Source organism: Vibrio makurazakiensis (genome assembly GCF_050337375.1).
GTDB lineage: Bacteria > Pseudomonadota > Gammaproteobacteria > Enterobacterales > Vibrionaceae > Vibrio > Vibrio makurazakiensis.
In genome coordinates this window covers 1-17,509 of record NZ_JAKJSW010000085.1, presented here as the reverse complement: position 1 = coordinate 17,509, position 17,509 = coordinate 1, and the positions used below count along the sequence as shown (strand labels likewise).

The 17,509-nt window shown below is 43.6% G+C and carries 18 protein-coding genes and 1 pseudogene; all 19 read right to left on the bottom strand.

All coding sequences use genetic code 11. The features are described 5' to 3' along the window. Positions 1 to 115 (bottom strand): annotated as a pseudogene (locus L4C33_RS11470) (heme ABC transporter permease); the annotation flags it as partial. A 95-nt stretch (positions 116 to 210) separates the two neighbouring features. Next, the gene (gene ccmB / locus L4C33_RS11465; protein ID WP_428812567.1) at positions 211 to 879 is read right to left on the bottom strand and encodes a heme exporter protein CcmB; all 669 of its coding nucleotides are present in this window, start codon (positions 877 to 879) and stop codon (positions 211 to 213) included. 1 nt (position 880) lies between these two features. Continuing rightward, on the bottom strand, positions 881 to 1,498 hold the full coding sequence (ccmA, locus tag L4C33_RS11460; protein WP_428812566.1) for a cytochrome c biogenesis heme-transporting ATPase CcmA: 618 nt from the start codon (positions 1,496 to 1,498) through the stop codon (positions 881 to 883). A gap of 270 nt (positions 1,499 to 1,768) precedes the next feature. Next, positions 1,769 to 2,278: a DUF2802 domain-containing protein gene (locus L4C33_RS11455; protein ID WP_428812565.1), complete on the bottom strand. Its 510-nt coding sequence runs from the start codon at positions 2,276 to 2,278 to the stop codon at positions 1,769 to 1,771. Next, positions 2,278 to 2,772, bottom strand: coding sequence for a chemotaxis protein CheW (locus L4C33_RS11450; RefSeq protein ID WP_428812564.1), 495 nt, complete (start codon positions 2,770 to 2,772; stop codon positions 2,278 to 2,280). The genes L4C33_RS11455 and L4C33_RS11450 overlap by 1 nt, the downstream gene beginning before the upstream one ends. A 37-nt stretch (positions 2,773 to 2,809) precedes the next feature. After that, positions 2,810 to 3,832 (bottom strand): chemotaxis protein CheW, encoded by a 1,023-nt coding sequence (locus tag L4C33_RS11445; RefSeq protein WP_428812563.1) that lies wholly within the window; start codon positions 3,830 to 3,832, stop codon positions 2,810 to 2,812. Beyond that, entirely contained in the window at positions 3,819 to 4,601 is a 783-nt protein-coding gene (locus tag L4C33_RS11440) for a ParA family protein (protein ID WP_428812562.1), read from the bottom strand. The genes L4C33_RS11445 and L4C33_RS11440 overlap by 14 nt, the downstream gene beginning before the upstream one ends. Positions 4,602 to 4,610: 9 nt before the next feature. Then, positions 4,611 to 5,720 (bottom strand): protein-glutamate methylesterase/protein-glutamine glutaminase, encoded by a 1,110-nt coding sequence (locus L4C33_RS11435; protein ID WP_428812561.1) that lies wholly within the window; start codon positions 5,718 to 5,720, stop codon positions 4,611 to 4,613. Positions 5,721 to 5,732: 12 nt separating this feature from the next. Beyond that, on the bottom strand, positions 5,733 to 7,916 hold the full coding sequence (locus tag L4C33_RS11430; protein ID WP_428812560.1) for a chemotaxis protein CheA: 2,184 nt from the start codon (positions 7,914 to 7,916) through the stop codon (positions 5,733 to 5,735). 9 nt (positions 7,917 to 7,925) lie between these two features. After that, a complete protein-coding gene (locus L4C33_RS11425) occupies positions 7,926 to 8,645 on the bottom strand; it encodes a protein phosphatase CheZ (protein WP_428812559.1) in 720 nt (239 codons plus the stop codon). A gap of 133 nt (positions 8,646 to 8,778) precedes the next feature. Beyond that, a complete protein-coding gene (gene cheY, locus L4C33_RS11420) occupies positions 8,779 to 9,147 on the bottom strand; it encodes a chemotaxis response regulator CheY (RefSeq protein ID WP_137357623.1) in 369 nt (122 codons plus the stop codon). 44 nt (positions 9,148 to 9,191) lie between these two features. Further along, entirely contained in the window at positions 9,192 to 9,926 is a 735-nt protein-coding gene (locus L4C33_RS11415) for an RNA polymerase sigma factor FliA (RefSeq protein WP_428812558.1), read from the bottom strand. After that, positions 9,919 to 10,806 (bottom strand): MinD/ParA family protein, encoded by an 888-nt coding sequence (locus tag L4C33_RS11410; RefSeq protein ID WP_428812557.1) that lies wholly within the window; start codon positions 10,804 to 10,806, stop codon positions 9,919 to 9,921. The genes L4C33_RS11415 and L4C33_RS11410 overlap by 8 nt, the downstream gene beginning before the upstream one ends. 12 nt (positions 10,807 to 10,818) lie before the next feature. Further along, positions 10,819 to 12,303, bottom strand: a complete 1,485-nt coding sequence (gene flhF, locus L4C33_RS11405; protein WP_428812556.1) for a flagellar biosynthesis GTPase FlhF — start codon at positions 12,301 to 12,303, stop codon at positions 10,819 to 10,821. Between the two features lie 27 nt (positions 12,304 to 12,330). Beyond that, complete coding sequence (gene flhA / locus L4C33_RS11400) at positions 12,331 to 14,430, bottom strand: flagellar biosynthesis protein FlhA (protein WP_428812555.1); 2,100 nt, start codon at positions 14,428 to 14,430, stop codon at positions 12,331 to 12,333. A 117-nt stretch (positions 14,431 to 14,547) separates the two neighbouring features. Next, entirely contained in the window at positions 14,548 to 15,678 is a 1,131-nt protein-coding gene (flhB, locus tag L4C33_RS11395) for a flagellar biosynthesis protein FlhB (RefSeq protein WP_428812554.1), read from the bottom strand. A 9-nt stretch (positions 15,679 to 15,687) separates the two neighbouring features. After that, positions 15,688 to 16,470 (bottom strand): flagellar biosynthetic protein FliR, encoded by a 783-nt coding sequence (gene fliR / locus L4C33_RS11390; RefSeq protein WP_428812553.1) that lies wholly within the window; start codon positions 16,468 to 16,470, stop codon positions 15,688 to 15,690. 6 nt (positions 16,471 to 16,476) lie between these two features. After that, positions 16,477 to 16,746: a flagellar biosynthesis protein FliQ gene (gene fliQ, locus L4C33_RS11385; RefSeq protein WP_428812552.1), complete on the bottom strand. Its 270-nt coding sequence runs from the start codon at positions 16,744 to 16,746 to the stop codon at positions 16,477 to 16,479. An 11-nt stretch (positions 16,747 to 16,757) separates the two neighbouring features. After that, the coding region (gene fliP, locus L4C33_RS11380) for a flagellar type III secretion system pore protein FliP (protein ID WP_428812551.1) at positions 16,758 to 17,509 on the bottom strand (752 nt) is incomplete at its 5' end.

The window sequence follows — 17,509 nt, the reverse complement described above, 5'->3', positions numbered from 1 at the left end:
ATACAGTACCCACTGATAGGCAGAACAATGCCAAGATTGAAAACCAAGGTAGGAGCTTACCTGCCAATTGGTAGGAAGTTTCTGGTTTGGCATAGGGATGTAGCCATTTCCACATATTTTTTCTCACTCTTACTTCATATTGCAAACAGCAAATTTTAAGCTGCAATTATTATAATTTTTTAGCTGACTCTATGAGTCCTGTTCTTTTAATTAGTTCACACTGACTCGTAGCGCGGCGCTGATTGCAAATGGAGTCATGGTCATTGCGCCCATGAACATTGCACCTAAAATCGCCAATTGACCGTCATACGCAACACCCAGTGAAGCCGCGTCAATCGCTGAAGTAGCAAAAATAAGAATTGGTATATAAAGAGGCAGAATCAATAAGCTCAGAAGAACTCCGCCTTTTTGTAAACCAACGGTCAAAGCCACTCCAATCGCACCGATGAAACTTAAGGCTGGTGTACCGACTAAAAGCGTAAGTACAACCGCTAACCAAGTATCAAGGTCTAGTGATAGCAAAACTGCCAATAACGGACTAATTAGAATTAATGGTAATCCAGTCAATAGCCAGTGCGCTATGACCTTGGACAATACTACCAACTGCAACGGGATGGGCATGAGCATCATTTGTTCGAGTGAACCATCTTGAAAATCATCTCGAAATAAACGCTCTAACGACAGTAATGCAGACAATAAAGCCGCAACCCACACAATACCCGCAGCTATACGAGCAAGAAGGTTTGGCTCTGGTCCAATGCTTAATGGAAATAGCGTAATAACAATAATAAAAAACCACAGAGGGTTAAAAATGTCTGCTTGGCGGCGAAAAGCAACCAGTAGCTCCCGACGAATGATGGTAGTCATCGATGAAATCATATTACTCACCCAGCTTTATTTTTTTTAGTTTAGGGCTGTCCGCAAACATGTCTTGATGGGTTGTTAGTAACACAATTCCACCATTCTCGGCATGCTTCATAAATAGAGCTTCTAAAACCTTTACGCCTTGCTTGTCAATGGCCGTAAGTGGCTCATCCAAAATCCATAGCGGTTGTTTACTCAACCACAACCTTGCAAGTGCAACTCGGCGATGTTGCCCTGCTGATAGTTGCCCAGCTGGCACGTCTTCACGCCCCGCTAAACCAACTTGCGCTAGTGCCGAATAGATTTCTTCTTTGGTTGTGTGTGAACTATGGATTGACTGATAGAAATATAAGTTTTCATACGCGCTCAACTCTCTTTTAACACCGTTTTGGTGCCCTAGAAAGAGTAAGTCTTGATGGTATGCATCACGATTAGAATGGGTTGACTCACCTTTCCAAGAAATGGAGCCTTCGTCCCTATCTCCAAGGCCAGAGATAATCCTTAACAATGTCGTTTTACCCGTACCATTTCGACCTTCAACTTGAACAAGGTCACCAGACTTTAGCTGGAATGATAAAGACTCGAATAAGACTCTTTCGTCACGAATTGCAGTTAGGTTTGAAACTTCTAGCATGAGTACATTTGGTATGAAAATGAAGTGGCTATAGTAGCACAGCAATTAGGGGACAAAATAGGACTAGCGGTTGAGGAATGAACAAAGTCCGTAAGAAACTGTTAATGTATCATCACAATTTGTGAGTTTACTCGCTATGAGGTGAATTCTTTCAACTTAACAAGGACTTGAATATAGCGTTCTATAAATAATGTATTTACAAAAAAAGAAGCCAAAGCTTCTTTTTATAGATAATACTGATTGTTGATGTGCATGACTAACTTCGCACCACTACCTAACATTTTTTCTTCGGGTTGGCTGAGTTCGTCTATCGTGATCCGGGCTCGGATTACTTCTTAGTGGCGGAACTTTTTCTTTTCCTGCCAACTTATTCTGCAAAGACATCATCAGTTCAGCTTCAGCTTTCGGTAGCTCACACTCTTCGATGAGTTCATTAATTCCAGCACCCAGCTGTACCATTTTGGTTGCGCGGGTATAAAGGCGACCATCGGTATCCGCATGTTCAAGCTCAACAATACGTTCATTAAGATGCTTGATAACATCTTGTTGTTCCGTAACGCGCTGCCCAAGCCCTACCACCACCGAACGAACTTCCAGAAGTTGTTTGCTCGATTTTTGTAACTCTTTATCCAAAGCTCGGACTTGCAGCCTTGATTGCTGGATTTGTTGCTGTAGTACTGCTTTCAGGCGAAAGAGTAAGACTACAAACAACATCACGACAACAACAAAACCCACACCACCAATCAGTAGCATGGGATTAGACAAAATAGCCGCATCCATTATAGGTGAGCCATTTCATCCCACTCATCTTCACTAAGTAGCTTGTTTAAATCAACGAGTATTAGAAGCTTACCATCGCGGTTGCTTACACCTTGAATAAACTTAGCACTTTCATCAGTACCAACACTTGGTGTTGTATCGATTTCAGAAGAACGTAGGTAAACTACTTCAGCAACGCTATCAACCAAGATACCAATTACTTGGCGCTCTGATTCGATAACGATAATGCGCGTGTTATCAGTGATTTCACCTTGCATCAAGCCAAAACGTGAACGAGTATCGATTACAGTAACAACATTACCACGTAGGTTAATAATACCTAATACGTAGTCAGGAGCACCAGGTACAGGAGCGATCTCGCTATAACGAAGAACTTCACGTACTTGCATTACATTAATGCCGTAAGTTTCTTCTTCTAGCTGAAATGTCACCCACTGAAGCACTTCATCATTACCTTGATCTTTTCTTACTTCTACTTCGTTCGTTTGAGACATATTTAATCCTCTTAATGTCGTTCTCGACTCATTATTATTAATCTAATGCTTTTACATCTAGCCCTGCGTTAAGCATAGCTATTAATGCTTCAACATGAATCAAAGCACACATTTTTTCTTTTACCATACCAGCTAACCAAGGGCGTTTGCCTGCTTGTTCTCGCCAGCGTACTTTGTCGGTGTTTAGCAATTCCGTACCTTTCAGTTCAGTACTTGCTAACCCCCATAAACTTTCACCTAACATAACAATGTATTGATAGGCTTCTTTGTAACTATCGTCACTCAACTTTTCTGGCATGACCCATTTAGCGGTATCCACAACATCTAACTGGTTATCGCGGTTAGTTTGCAGGCCTAAATACCAGCCTGGTCGACCAATCAAATGGCTTAACTCAGTAAGCTGATGAATACCACCTAGCTCATCAAGTGGTACAGCAAAAGTAACGCCGTTTACATCGAAGTACAGGACTTGAAAGTCTTCACTTCGAATTGTATTTTTCCAGTTAGCTAAATCACCACCGCTACCCGCTTCAGTTTGCAGTTCGACCTGAGTGTCGACTTCAACTTCTACGGCGTCTTCAGGGATATTGTCATCTACTGTTACTTCAACAATAGGTTCGACGATAACCTCTTCTTCAACAGCAACTGGTTCTTCTATATCCCAGCCTTGAATTTCTTCTTCAGCTTGAATCGTTTCGACTGGAGTTGTTTCGATTTCAGTTTCAACTACATGAGCTTGAGCAATATCTTGTGTATTTTGCTCCATCACATGCTCAAGGTCTAACTCCGCAACCACATTCGTCGATTCCAACTGACTTAACAGTTTTTGGACATCTTCTAAATTCGGGACTTCAAACTCTTCCGCCCTAATCTCAGCATATGTGTTGTACGTTTTTGGCTCTGGCTCTGGCTCTGGCTCTGGCTCTGGCTCTGGCTCTGCAAATGATAAATCACCGCTGACTTCTTCAACTAATTCTTCAACTTCTGGAGTTTCATCCAGCATCGCTGCGAAGTAATCGTCTAAAGCCTGTTCACTAGAAAGGCCGTTATAGCTGCTCATCAATCATTAGCCTCTCTAGATAAATCAGCAACTGCTTGTATGCAAAAACGCCACGGCTTCCTGATGCAAAGTGAGACGCAGGTAGACGCTTCAAACTAGCATCACGAAACTTAGTATCAATTGGAACAGCTGATGACCAAACCTGATCCGGATAGTCTTGTTTCAATTGCGTCAATGTTTGCAGAGATGCTCTTGTTCTCTTGTCATACATTGTTGGCACGATTGTTACTTTAAACGGGTCTTGTCGTGATTTTTGCATAATTGTCAGCGTTCTCACCATACGCTCTAAGCCTTTCATGGCTAAGAACTCCGTTTGAACAGGAATAAGAATGCGATCACTTGCCGCCAAAGCATTAACCATCATCACACCAAGAATTGGTGGGCAGTCAATTAACACATAATCGTAGTCATTTTGAAGCGCAAGTAGAGCTCGTTTCAAAATAAGCCCCATTCCGCTTCGATTTCCCATGACACGGTCTAATGTCGCTAATGACATGTGTGCAGGAATGATATCTATACCTTCAACGCCTGACTTCAGTAAGAGCGGCTTTACACTCTGAGGCGTAAACTCTTTCAACTGAAACAGATCAAATAGACTTGATTCGACGGAGTCAGAATCAAAGCCTAAATAAGTCGTTAGAGATGCATGAGGGTCAGTATCAACTAACAACACTCGATGCCCTTTCTGGCTCAATAAGCCAGCCAGAGTTACCGTTGTTGTTGTTTTGCCAACACCGCCTTTCTGATTTGCAACACTCCAAACAATCATGACCAGTTCCTACGCAAGTCCAACTTCGACAAGCATTCGCTCCGCGATTCGTTCAAGAGGGAGATCTTCTGTTGAGATCCCTGCTTTAGCGACAGCTTGAGGCATGCCATATACCACACAGCTATCTTCATCTTGAGCCCATATAGTCGCACCAGAAGATTTAAGCATACGTGCGCCTTCACGACCGTCTGCTCCCATACCAGTGAGCACCATTGAAAGTACTTTATCGTTGTAGACCTTAGCCGCCGAACCGAATGTCACATCAACACAAGGTTTGTAATTCATACGCTCACCGCCATCGATAATACGTAAACGCGCTGAACCAGGGCGTCCATCAATCATCATTTGCTTACCGCCTGGGGCTAAATACGCAACACCCGGTTTCAGAACATCACCATCTTCCGCTTCCTTAACTTGAATCTTACACAAAGTATTCAAGCGGCTTGCGAATGCAGCTGTAAAGGTTGCTGGCATATGCTGTATCAACACAATAGGATGCGGGTAGTTAGCAGGTAAACGAGTGAGAATTTTTTGTAGCGCAACCGGACCACCAGTAGATGTACCGATTGCTGTCAGCTGGTATTTTTTACCAGAAGCTTTAAAGCGAGCTGCTACTGAAGGCGCAGATGGCGCGCTACGAGTGACAGGAGCTGTACTACGTGGTGTCGTTGCTGCAGGAGCTGGTGCTGTTCGAGCAACAGGTGCTCTTCTCATCATGCCACGCTTCGACGCAATTTGAATAACACGTTGTTGTAACAACACAACGGCGTCATCACGGTTACGTGCTATATCTTCAAACTTCTTCGGCAAGAAATCGAGTGCGCCAGCATCTAGAGCATCAAGTGTTGCTTTAGCACCATCATGAGTCAATGAAGAGAACATCAAGATTGGTGTTGGGCATGCAGCCATGATCTCACGAACAGCAGTAATACCGTCCATGACTGGCATCTCGATATCCATCGTAATGACGTCAGGCTTTAACTGTTTTGCTTTTTCTACAGCTTCCTTACCGTTTACAGCAACATCCATCACCTCTAAACGAGCTTCTGAATTGATGATCTCACTCACGCGACGGCGGAAAAAGCTCGAATCATCAACGACTAATACTTTAATCGCCATATTTATCCTTAATTAAATTCTTGAAGCAGCTGCATACTGCTTTAGCAAATCAGGAACATCCAATATCAAAGCGATATGGCCATCACTTGTAATGGTAGCACCAGCCATACCTGGTGTTCCTTGTAACAAGTTATCCAGCGGCTTAATGACCACTTCTTCTTGACCAATCAATGCATCTACTACGAAACCAACTCGCTGACTACCAAGCTGTACAATAACAACGTGACCGTGGCCTTTACGAAGTTCAACAAGCCCGGCTTGAGGCGCTAACCAGTTTTGTAGGTAGAATAATGGAATTGATTTTTCACGTACGATTATCGTTAATTGACCATCGACAACGTTAGTGCGACTTAAATCTAAGTGGAATATTTCATTAACTGACGCAAGTGGCAACGCAAAAGGATGACCTGCAACACCAACCATTAACGTTGGTAGGATAGCTAGAGTCAGTGGTACTTTGATCGTGATCTTAGTACCTTTATTCATTTCTGAATCGATATCAATCGAACCATTTAGAGTGTTGATTGCTGTTTTCACAACATCCATACCTACACCACGGCCTGATATATCTGAAATCTGTTCTTTACTAGAGAAGCCAGGCGCAAAGATAAGGTTGAAACACTCTTTGTCTGTTAGACGAGATGCTGCATCTTCATCCATGATTCCACGCTTAACAGCGATACCACGAAGGATATCAGGGTCCATACCACCGCCATCATCAACGATAGCAAGTTCAATATGGTCACCTTCCTGAGAAGCAGAAAGAATTACTTTACCTGTGCGAGATTTACCCGCTTTCGCACGATCATCTGGCATTTCAATACCGTGATCCACTGAGTTACGAACCAAGTGAATTAGCGGATCCGCAAGAGCTTCTACTAAATTCTTATCTAGGTCAGTCTCTTCACCACGCATTTCAAGCACARTGTCTTTTTTCAGGCTACGCGCCAAATCACGGACAACGCGAGGGAAACGACCAAATACTTTCTTAATTGGCTGCATGCGCGTTTTCATTACCGCGCCTTGTAAATCAGCAGTGACGACATCAAGGTTTGAAACTGCTTTTGCCATTTCTTCGTCGTTGCTGTTTAAGCCAAGACTTACCAAACGGTTTCTTACAAGAACTAGCTCACCGACCATGTTCATAATGGTATCGAGTGTTGATGTATCTACACGTACCGTTGCTTCAGCTTGTTGCTTCTTCGCCGCAGGTGCTTTAACTTCCGTTTTTGGAGCTGGGGCCGGCGCAGCTTTAGCTACTGGCTTCGGAGCTACCGGTGCAGGAGCAGGCTCTGGAGCCTTAGCTGGAGCAGGTTCAGGAGCAATAACATCAGCAGGCTTAGTGGCAGCTTCAAGTTCTTCTGGAGACGGTCCGTTACCTGAGCCGTGTAGCTGATCAAGTAACTTTTCAAATTCTTCGTCGCTCATTAAGTCATCACCACCGCTAGGCATAGCTGCTGGTGGAGGAGAAACTGGCGGCGGTGTCGGAGCTGCAGCACCTTCAGATGTAGGGCTGTTACCAGAACCGTGGAGTTCATCTAAAAGTTTTTCAAATTCATCATCGGTGATATCACCACCTGCTGAAGGGGAAGCCGCTGGCGCAGGTGTTACTGGAGCAGGAGTAGAGGCAGCATTTGGCGCAGTCCYCTTACCATGAAGTTCATCCAGTAATTTTTCAAATTCGTCTTGTGAGATTTCGTCGACTGAAGATGCACTCACAGCAGCAGGAGCCGCAGCTTCTACAACAGGAGCTTCAACAACAGGTTCTTCAACGACAGGAGCAGCTGGTGTCACTTCATCTTGAGACTCAGGGCGGCAAAGACGGTGAAGCTCGTCAAGCAGGGCTTGGTCTGCTGGGACTAAAGGTTCATGATCTTGTACTGCTTTAAATTGATGGTTAACGGTATCCAATGCTTGAAGCATGGTATCCATTAAGCTAGCAGAAACACTTCGCTGACCATTTCTGAGAATATCAAAGACATTCTCAGCACCGTGACAAGTATCTACCAATTCAGTGAGCGCTAAAAATCCTGCACCACCTTTTACGGTATGAAAGCCTCGGAAGATTGCATTCAGCAAATCTTTATCGTCAGGGTTGTTTTCCAGTTCTACCAATTGCTCAGATAGAAGTTCTAATATCTCTCCGGCTTCAACTAAAAAGTCCTGAAGAATATCTTCGTCTAATTCGTAGCTCATACGTTACCTTTAAAATCCGAGACTCGACAATAAGTCATCCACTTCGTCTTGCGACGCCACGGCATCCTCTCTTTCGTGAGGGTTTAAAATCGGTCCCTCAGCAGCAATTGAAGATTTCTTTTCTGGTTCGACGGTTTGTTCAGCTTGGTTTGCGCTAAATACTGTCAATATTTCTACCAGTCGCCCTTCCACCTCATTAACTAAGGTGATGACTTTACTGATAATTTGACCGGTAAGGTCTTGGAAGTCTTGTGCCATTAAAATTTCAGTTAACTGTCCACGTAGTTCGGTACTATCCCCTTCTACTTGAACAAGTAACTCATCGATGCGGTGACATAGAGCTTTGAATTGAGTTAATTCAATTCGGCCGTGCATCAGTTCATTCCATTGAGGTCTAACTTGCATCAGACATTCGTGTAAATTATCCGCAATTGGCAAGCAACGATCGACTGCATCCATTGTTTTATTAGCTGCAACCTCAGTTTTGTCGATGACGTATTGAAGGCGATCCCTAGCGTCTGGGATTTCGTCATTGGCAATAACGCTCATTCTCTCATCTAAATTAAAATGAGTCAGAGAGTTATGAAGGTCACGAGTCAATGTTCCAATCTCTTGTAACATAGGGTTGGTTTGACCCTCGTATATGCTACGAACTAGAGTATCTGCTTCTTGCTGGTTTTCCGCTTCGAGCAGTTGGACCAATTCTTTCGCTTGTTCTAATGAAATCATCCTGATTAAGCCTTTCTCCGCATATATTCGACGTTCCTTTCAAAACGTAATGGCTAATTAATACTAGCCATTACTTCAATGTATCTTAGATACATTTATTCAGGCAGCGTCTGGAAGACAAAGAATTTTTCGCTTATAAACGCTCAAAAATCTTATCTAATTTTTCTTTCAATGTCGCAGCAGTAAACGGCTTAACAATGTAACCATTTACGCCAGCTTGTGCAGCTTCGATAATCTGCTCACGCTTCGCTTCAGCAGTGATCATTAGCACTGGAAGGTGCTTAAGCTCTGCATCTGCACGAATGTTTTTCAGTAGGTCGATACCTTGCATTCCAGGCATGTTCCAATCGGTTACGACAAAATCAAATTCGCCCTTTTTAAGCATTGGTAATGCAGTCAATCCGTCATCAGCTTCTTGAGTATTGTTAAAGCCCAAGTCGCGTAATAAGTTTTTTACAATACGGCGCATCGTTGAAAAGTCATCAACAATGAGAATTTTCATGTTTTTGTTCAAAATTGCCTCCACTGAGTTAAAAATCAGTGTTATTAGTCGTTCTGTGTCCATGCACTAAGCTTAGTACGTAGACGCTGCATAGATTGGCTCAATATTTGGCTGACACGAGATTCGCTGACACCTAATACTTCTCCAATCTCCTTTAAGTTTAATTCTTCATCATAGTAGAGCGAAAGAACTAAGCCTTCACGCTCTGGAAGTTGTTTAATTGAATCGATCAGGGCTTGGCGAAAAGATTCGTCCGCAACACCTTGAAAAGGGGCGTTATCTTTTGAACCTTCAGTAGGTGARATAGCATCATCGGAAACTCCCAAGTCTTCTATTCCAACTAGCCTTGAGCAATTAATGTCTGTTAACGCTCTATGGTATTGTTCAATCGACAACCCCATATGTTTTGCGACTTCAAGATCGCTAGGATCTCGATTTAACAAACCTTCAAGTTCCGAGATCGCGCTGCTTATCTCGCGATTATTTTTATGTACAGATCTCGGTACCCAGTCACCACGGCGAATGTCATCCAACATTGCACCACGGATCCGTATTCCTGCGTAAGTTTCAAAACTTGCGCCTTTTGAACCATCGTAATTCTGTTGCGCTTCAATCAAGCCGATCATTCCGGCTTGAATTAGGTCATCAACTAATACGTTAGGCGGTAATCGCCCCAATAAATGATGAGCGATACGTTTAACCAGCACAGAATACTTCTCAAAAAAAGCCTGCTGGCTATTGAGATTGGCATGTTGGTCATAAGTAAGCGCTTTATTCACCAAACGGTTCCTCTAAGAATTCACTTCGGTTAAGGAGTCTTTCAACAAAAAACTCTAAGTGTCCACTTGGCGTTTTAGGAATAGGCCAAGTTAACGCTTTATTCGCCAACGAACCAATTGCTAATGCCGCTGGGGAGCGTGGAAATGCATCCACCACGATCTTTTGTTTTTTAACTGCCTGACGAACTTTATCATCTAAAGGGATACATGCTACGAGTTCAAGGCTCACATTCAAGAAGCGCTCTGTGACCAAGGTCAACTTTGCAAATAATTCTCGGCCTTCTCGATAGCTTCTGACCATATTTGCAACAACTTTGAAGCGTTGTACCTGGTGCTCTCGGYTCAATAGCTTTATCAAGGCATATGCATCAGTGATCGATGTTGGTTCATCACAAACAACGACAACAACATCCTGCGCAGCTCTTGAAAAACTGACGACCATATCAGATATACCAGCTGCCGTATCGATTAGCAAGATGTCCATTTCATCTTCTAACGAACCAAAAGCACGAATTAAACCAATATGCTGCGCATGAGATAACTCTGTCATGCTTTGCGTGCCTGAAGTTGCCGGTATAATTCTAATACCATGTGGCCCTTCAACAATCGCATCTTTTAACTCACACTCACCGGCTAATACGTGCCCTAAGTTTTTCTTAGAACGAATACCCAGCATTACATCAACATTTGCTAAACCTAAGTCAGCATCAAGCACCATCACTTTTTTGCCTTGACGCGCCATGCATATCGCTAGGCCAAGCGTTACATTTGATTTTCCGACTCCACCTTTACCACCAGTAACCGCGATTACTTTTGTCAGTGAAGGCTTTGTTAAGCGACGAAGGCCGCTAGCTTGATCATGTATCATATTTTCAGTCATATTTATCGCCGCCTAGAGTCCTTCGGAATCGCTATTCCAGTAATGAGGTTCATTCTCTGTCGACTTTTCTAGCAATTCGTTAGCCTTAGCAATCATGTACTTTGGCTGCGCTATTACAATATCTTCAGGGACTCGCTGCCCATTTGCTATATAAGCAACTGGCAACGCGTTTTGAATTACTACACTGATGAACTCACCTAAACTCAAAGATTCATCGAGCTTCGTCATGATGCACCCTGAAAGCGGGATGCGTCTAAAGTGTTCTATTGTTTCTTGTAGCACTTTTCGTTGAGCTGTCGCTGGTAAAACTAAGTAGCTATGGATTACTGAGCCACTTTCTTGCATTAAAGTGTCTAATTGCTCTGATAGACGAACATCACGCTGTCCCATCCCCGCAGTATCAACCAAAATTAGGCGACGATTTCGTAGCTGATATATTACATCGGCTAACTCACTGGAATCTTTAGCAACTCTTACGGGACATCCCATAATTCTTCCATAAATGGAAAGTTGCTCATGTGCACCGATTCGGTATGTATCAGTCGTAACTAACGCAACGTTATCAGAACCATATTCCATCGCAGCTCTTGCCGCTAATTTAGCAACGGTTGTCGTTTTACCAACGCCGGTAGGCCCAAGTAATGCGACGATACCACCGCGTTTTAAAATATCTTGCTTAGTCACTGTTATTTGATCGGCAACTAAAGCGAGTAATGCCTTCCATGCTCGTGCAGGTTTTGTATCTTCTGGGATATAGCAAGCCATTTGGTCTGCTAGCTCTTGAGATACACCCATACGTTCTAATCTTTTAATGAGCATAGCTCTGAGCGGTTCTCTTCGCTCAACTTCCTGCCACATTAATCCAGAAACTTGATGTTCAAGTAGACGACGAATAGAGGTCATCTCTTCGCGCATCGTCTCCATTTCGGTATCTGATTGGCTTTGTTGACCAGAGTCTCGGTTACGATCATAACGAGTTGGGTCAAGCCTTGGCGCCGGACGTTCAACCCTGCGATCTTCAGCGATCAATTTAGCTAAGCCGGATTGTGCTGGTTGTTGGCGAGAGTCATCACTGCGTTGACGAGGAGAGCCTTTAGTCTGACGATTCAACAGCGCTGACAATGAATCTTCATTTTCAGCTTTATGATTAGAATCAGGTTCTGCTCCATTACTGTATTGCTTCAGCATGTTTGCAAAACGTTTTGTCATTGAACGACCAGTGTCTGAACTTGCTTGCAGGCTCACTCTGTCTTCGTCTAACTGGCGTCGAGCTGCACTGGACGGTGCAGCCATCTGAGTATACTGGCTTGGCGCTGGCTCTTGTCTATTTGCAGCTCGAGGTGACGACGTTGCTCCTTCACCATCAATAGCCGCTACGATTTCAACCCCACCAGCGACTTTCTTGTTAGACATAATGACTGCTTCCGACCCAAGTTCTTCTTTAACTTGAAGCAGAGCCGTTCTCATGTCCTTGGCAAAAAATCGTTTAATTTTCAATTCAATAATCCGTATTTTCTAGGGGATCTAATTACCAACAGCTTGCACTATTCGAATTTGTTTCTCATCTGGTATTTCTTGATAAGACAGTACCCTTAAACTAGGTATCGTATTCTTAACGAACTTCGCTAAAGTAGAGCGAAGAACACCAGAAGTAAGCAGAACTGCAGGCTCGCCTTTTAGTTCTTGTTCTTGAGTTGCCTGACTCAAGGACGTTTGTAATCTTTCGGCTAAACCAGGCTCTATACCAGCAGATTCTCCGCCAGACGCTTGCATGGTCTGATGCAAGATTTGTTCCAGCTCAGGAATCAAGGTTATCACAGGTAACTCAGGTTCTATACCATTGATTTCCTGAACAATTAATCGTTTCAAAGATATACGTACAGCTGCAGTCAATATGTCAGGTTCTTGACTCTTGCTCGAATACTCGGACAAGGTTTGAACAATCGTTCGAATATCTCTTATTGGTATCGCTTCATTCAACAAGTTTTGTAGCACTTTCACCACAACACCCAGTGACAGTTGCTCAGGAACAAAGCCTTCTACCAGTTTAGGTGTTGTACGGCTTAACATTTCTAATAGGTTCTGAACTTCTTCATGACCTATTAGCTGCGATGCATTATTCGTTAATAATTGACTCAAGTGAGTAGCAAGTACAGTAGAAGAGTCTACTACAGTATAGCCTAGAGCTTGCGCATGCTCTCGTTGCTCTTCTCTGATCCATACAGCTTCCAGTCCAAAGGCAGGATCTATTGTTGGCTCACCTTCTATCATTCCATAAACCTGACCAGGGTTAATCGCTAACTCTTGGTCTGGGCGGATTTCCGCTTCACCAACAGCAACACCCATTAAGGTAATTCGGTAACTATTTGGGGTAAGCTCAAGGTTATCCCTAATGTGAACAGCCGGAATCAGAAAACCAAAGTCTTGAGAAAGCTTTTTACGCACACCCTTAACACGTTCAAGCAATTCGCCACCTTGATCTCTATCGACTAGCGGGATCAAACGATAACCAACTTCTAAGCCAATAATATCAACAGGTTGAACATCATCCCATGATAACTCTTTTTGCGAAGTGGCTTCACCAGCTTGCTCTTGAGTTGCTGGAAGGCTAGGCTCTTTCGCTGCATCTTTCTGCTTTTTATCAAGGTAGTAAGCGGCACCACCAGCAATCAGTGCAAGCGACAAGAATGAGAAGTGTGGCATTCCCGGTACAATACCCATGATCCCCAAAATACTCGCAGTGATCATCAAAGCTTTAGGGTTATCGAACAGCTGGAATCTAAGCTGCTGCCCCATATCTTCATCTGTATTCTGTCGCGTAACCATCATGGCAGCGCCAATTGATAGTAATAACGAAGGGATTTGTGCAACGAGGCCATCACCGATCGTCAACAGAGTATAAATTTCGATTGCGGTACCAAAGTTCAAGTCATACTGAACCATACCAATACTCAGTCCACCAATGATGTTGATGAAAAGAATCAAGATACCTGCAATTGCATCACCTTTTACGAACTTTGATGCACCATCCATCGAACCATAAAAGTCCGCTTCTTTGGTTACTTCAAAACGTCGAGTTCTCGCCTGGTCTTGGTCAATCAAACCGGCATTCAAATCGGCATCAATAGCCATTTGCTTACCTGGCAATGCATCAAGTGTAAAACGCGCACTTACTTCTGAAATACGCCCTGCACCTTTAGTTACAACCATGAAGTTAATGATCATTAGAATCAAGAACACCACTAAACCAACCGCATAGTTACCACCGATAACCACATTACCGAAGGCCTCAATCACGTTACCTGCGGCGTCTCCCCCTTCATGACCGTGGAGTAAAACCACACGGGTTGAGGCTACATTCAAAGCCAAACGTAATAGGGTCGCAATAAGAAGCACGGTAGGGAAAGCTGCAAAATCGAGCGGGCGTCGTGTATACACGGTCACGAGTAACACGACCATTGCGAGCGCAATATTGAAAGTAAAGAACATATCCAGCAAGAATGCCGGAATAGGTAGTACCACCATCGCCAATGTTGCGAGTACCATGACTGGCGCACCAATGGCTGGCATTGCACGACCTGGGATCTTTGGTAATTTATCCGCAAACGGAAGAGAAAATTTCATAAATAAAGGCTATTTCTTAAATTATTTTTGGCGAAGAACAGTGATATAGCAATGTCTATACCACCATTCCGTCAAATTACTGTCATGGAAGTTATGGCTATCATGCCGACTTACTCGCTAATGACGTAAGTCTGGTGGGATCGGCATATTAGAGTCTTGTAACTTAGGCCTCTCTCCACCACGTTTTCTATATTGTTTTAGTTGGAATACGTAAGCCAATACTTGAGCCACAGCGGTAAACAGACCATCAGGAATTTCTTGTTCTAATTCGGCGGTATGATACAAGGCTCGAGCTAATGGAGGCGCAGGAATAATATAAATATCATGCTCCCTCGCCACTTCCCGAATTTTCATTGCCATATGGTCAACACCTTTCGCAACGACCACAGGCGCTTTATCTGTGTCTTGTTTGTATCTTAACGCAACCGAGAAATGCTCCGGGTTGGTAACAATCACATCTGCTTTTGGAACATCGGCCATCATTCTACGCTGCGCGGCTTCACGTTGCAGCATCCGAATTCGCCCTTTAACTTCAGGTTTACCTTCCGTATCTTTGTATTCGTCTTTAATTTCTTGTTTAGTCATTTTCAATTGGTCAGCGTGCTGCCAAATTTGAAAAGGAATATCGATGGCGACCACAACCAATAATGAGCAACTAATAAGTAGGATAAATTCCAACAGAATATCAAGCGCATGAAAAATGTTCTGAGGGTAGACGTCCATACTCAACTGCATTAAGTCAGCCTGTGAGGCTTGAATCAAATAAATAGCAACGCCCGAAACCAAAGTAACTTTAAGAATCGATTTAATCAATTCAACCCAACTTTGCATACCAAACATTCGCTTAATGCCACTCAGTGGGTTCATTTTTGAAGCTTTAGGCATAGCAGCTTGCGCAGAAAAGTTTACACCTCCAACGCCAGCAGCCCCAATAACAGCGGCCACGAAAAGTGTTAACAAAATCAAAAACAAAGGGAAAGCAAGGTTCGCTAGCGCCCCTCTGATAATTTCGAAGAGTTGCGTGGTGTCAAATATCTCTTCACGGCTTAAAGTGAACATTCGCCCCATGGTTTCAAACATGGCTTTAGACATGCCTTCGCCAAACCACATTAACGCAATCGCACCCACAATAAGTACGGAAGCTGACGCCAATTCTTTTGACCTTGCAACCTGCCCTTTTTCTTTGGCCTGTTGCAAGCGTTTGGGCGTGGCGTCTTCTGTGCGTTCTTGACCGTCTGACTCTGCCAAATCAGCCTCCTAACAATCTAAGCGGATCAAGCGACATATTTGCTGCTCTCCTTGTAACCAGAGTAGCTCATAGTGTGCGAACAAGCCGCCAAGTATGTACCAACAAAGCAATAAACCCACAAGCAGTGCAAATGCAAAACCCAGAGAAAATATATTTAACTGAGGCGCAGCACGCGTCATTACACCAAAAGACAAGTTAATGGTTAGCAGAGCAATGATTCCGGATAGTGACATCGATAATGCCGCTTTAAACATGGTTCCCATCCAAAGGGCAAGCTCACGGTAATCAACGGTTGTGAGTGAGCCACTCCCTATCGGCAAAGTTTTAAAACTGAATATGACCAGTTGCAACATTTTTAAATGCCCGTCCGTCGATAGGAAAAACATCGTCGCTAAGAACATAAACAGTTGGCCTAAAACTGGCGTGTTCTGGCCATTGGCAGGGTCAACCATCGATGCAAAACCAAGGCTCGACTGCATACCTAGGATTTGACCAAGCATAACAAATGTTTGGATCATAAATTGAGTAACAAACCCCATCGCGACACCAATGACGATCTGCTCAAAAACGGTCAAAAAGCCTTTAAAAGAAAGGAGTTCGATATCGGTAGAAACTGCTGGGATAGCAGGCATTACTGCAAATGTAATAGCCAGCCCTAAATACAGACGAATTCTTGGGGAAACAAATCGAGCACCTGTTACCGTCATCACCATTAACATCGCAGAGATACGCGTATATGGCCAAAAATAGTTAGCTAACCAATCCAGTATGACAGTCGTCGGGTATTCCATAAGGCGCTAGTATAAAACCTGAGGTAATCGCTCGATGATCTCGAAGAAAAACTCCATCATCATCTGAGTCATCCAGTGCGCAAACATCATCAAGGCAAGTAACGTAACAATTAAACGAGGCAAGAAACTCAATGTTTGTTCATTGATCGAAGTCGCGGCTTGGAATACAGCAACAACAAGACCAATCAATAAACTTGGAATGATGATGGCACATACCATGATCAACACTAGCCATAGTGCGTCTCTAAACAGTTCTACAAATATCTCTGGATTCATTATTCCTCCAGCTACAAGGCAAAACTACTGGCGAGTGTCGAGAGGATTAAATTCCACCCATCCACCAGCACAAACAGCATAAGTTTGAATGGGAGTGATACGATCATAGGCGATAGCATCATCATACCCATTGCCATCAATACCGACGCAACCACAAGGTCAATAATCAAAAATGGCAAAAACAGCATAAAACCTATCTGGAACGCGGTTTTTAATTCAGAAGTAATAAATGCAGGGATTAACACAGCCATAGATACGTCTTCAGGGTTCGTCACCTCTGAACCCGATATTTCTACAAATGTTTCTAGATCTTTAATTCGAGTCTGCTTGAGCATGAACGCTTTCATTGGCTCTTGCGCGACATCAAACGCTTGTCTTGCGCTAATTTGCTCATTTAAGTAAGGCTGAACAGCTCGCTCATTCACTTGGTCGATCACTGGTGACATAATAAAAAACGTCAGGAATATAGCGATACCGATGATGACTTGGTTTGACGGTGTTTGTTGTAAACCCATGGCCTGACGAAGAATCGACATCACGACGACTATTCGAGTGAAAGACGTCATGAGGATAACCATAGCTGGCAAGAACCCCAACATCGTCATCAACGCAAGAATCTGCAGGTTTACTGAGTAATCTTCTCCACCCTCTGCGTTCGTAGTCATGGTAAATGCAGGAATACCGCCGCCCGTGAAACTACTCGTCGACATTGTTTGCGCACCGGCCTGCTGTTTTTCCATAGCAGAAACCGTCACTCCTTCCC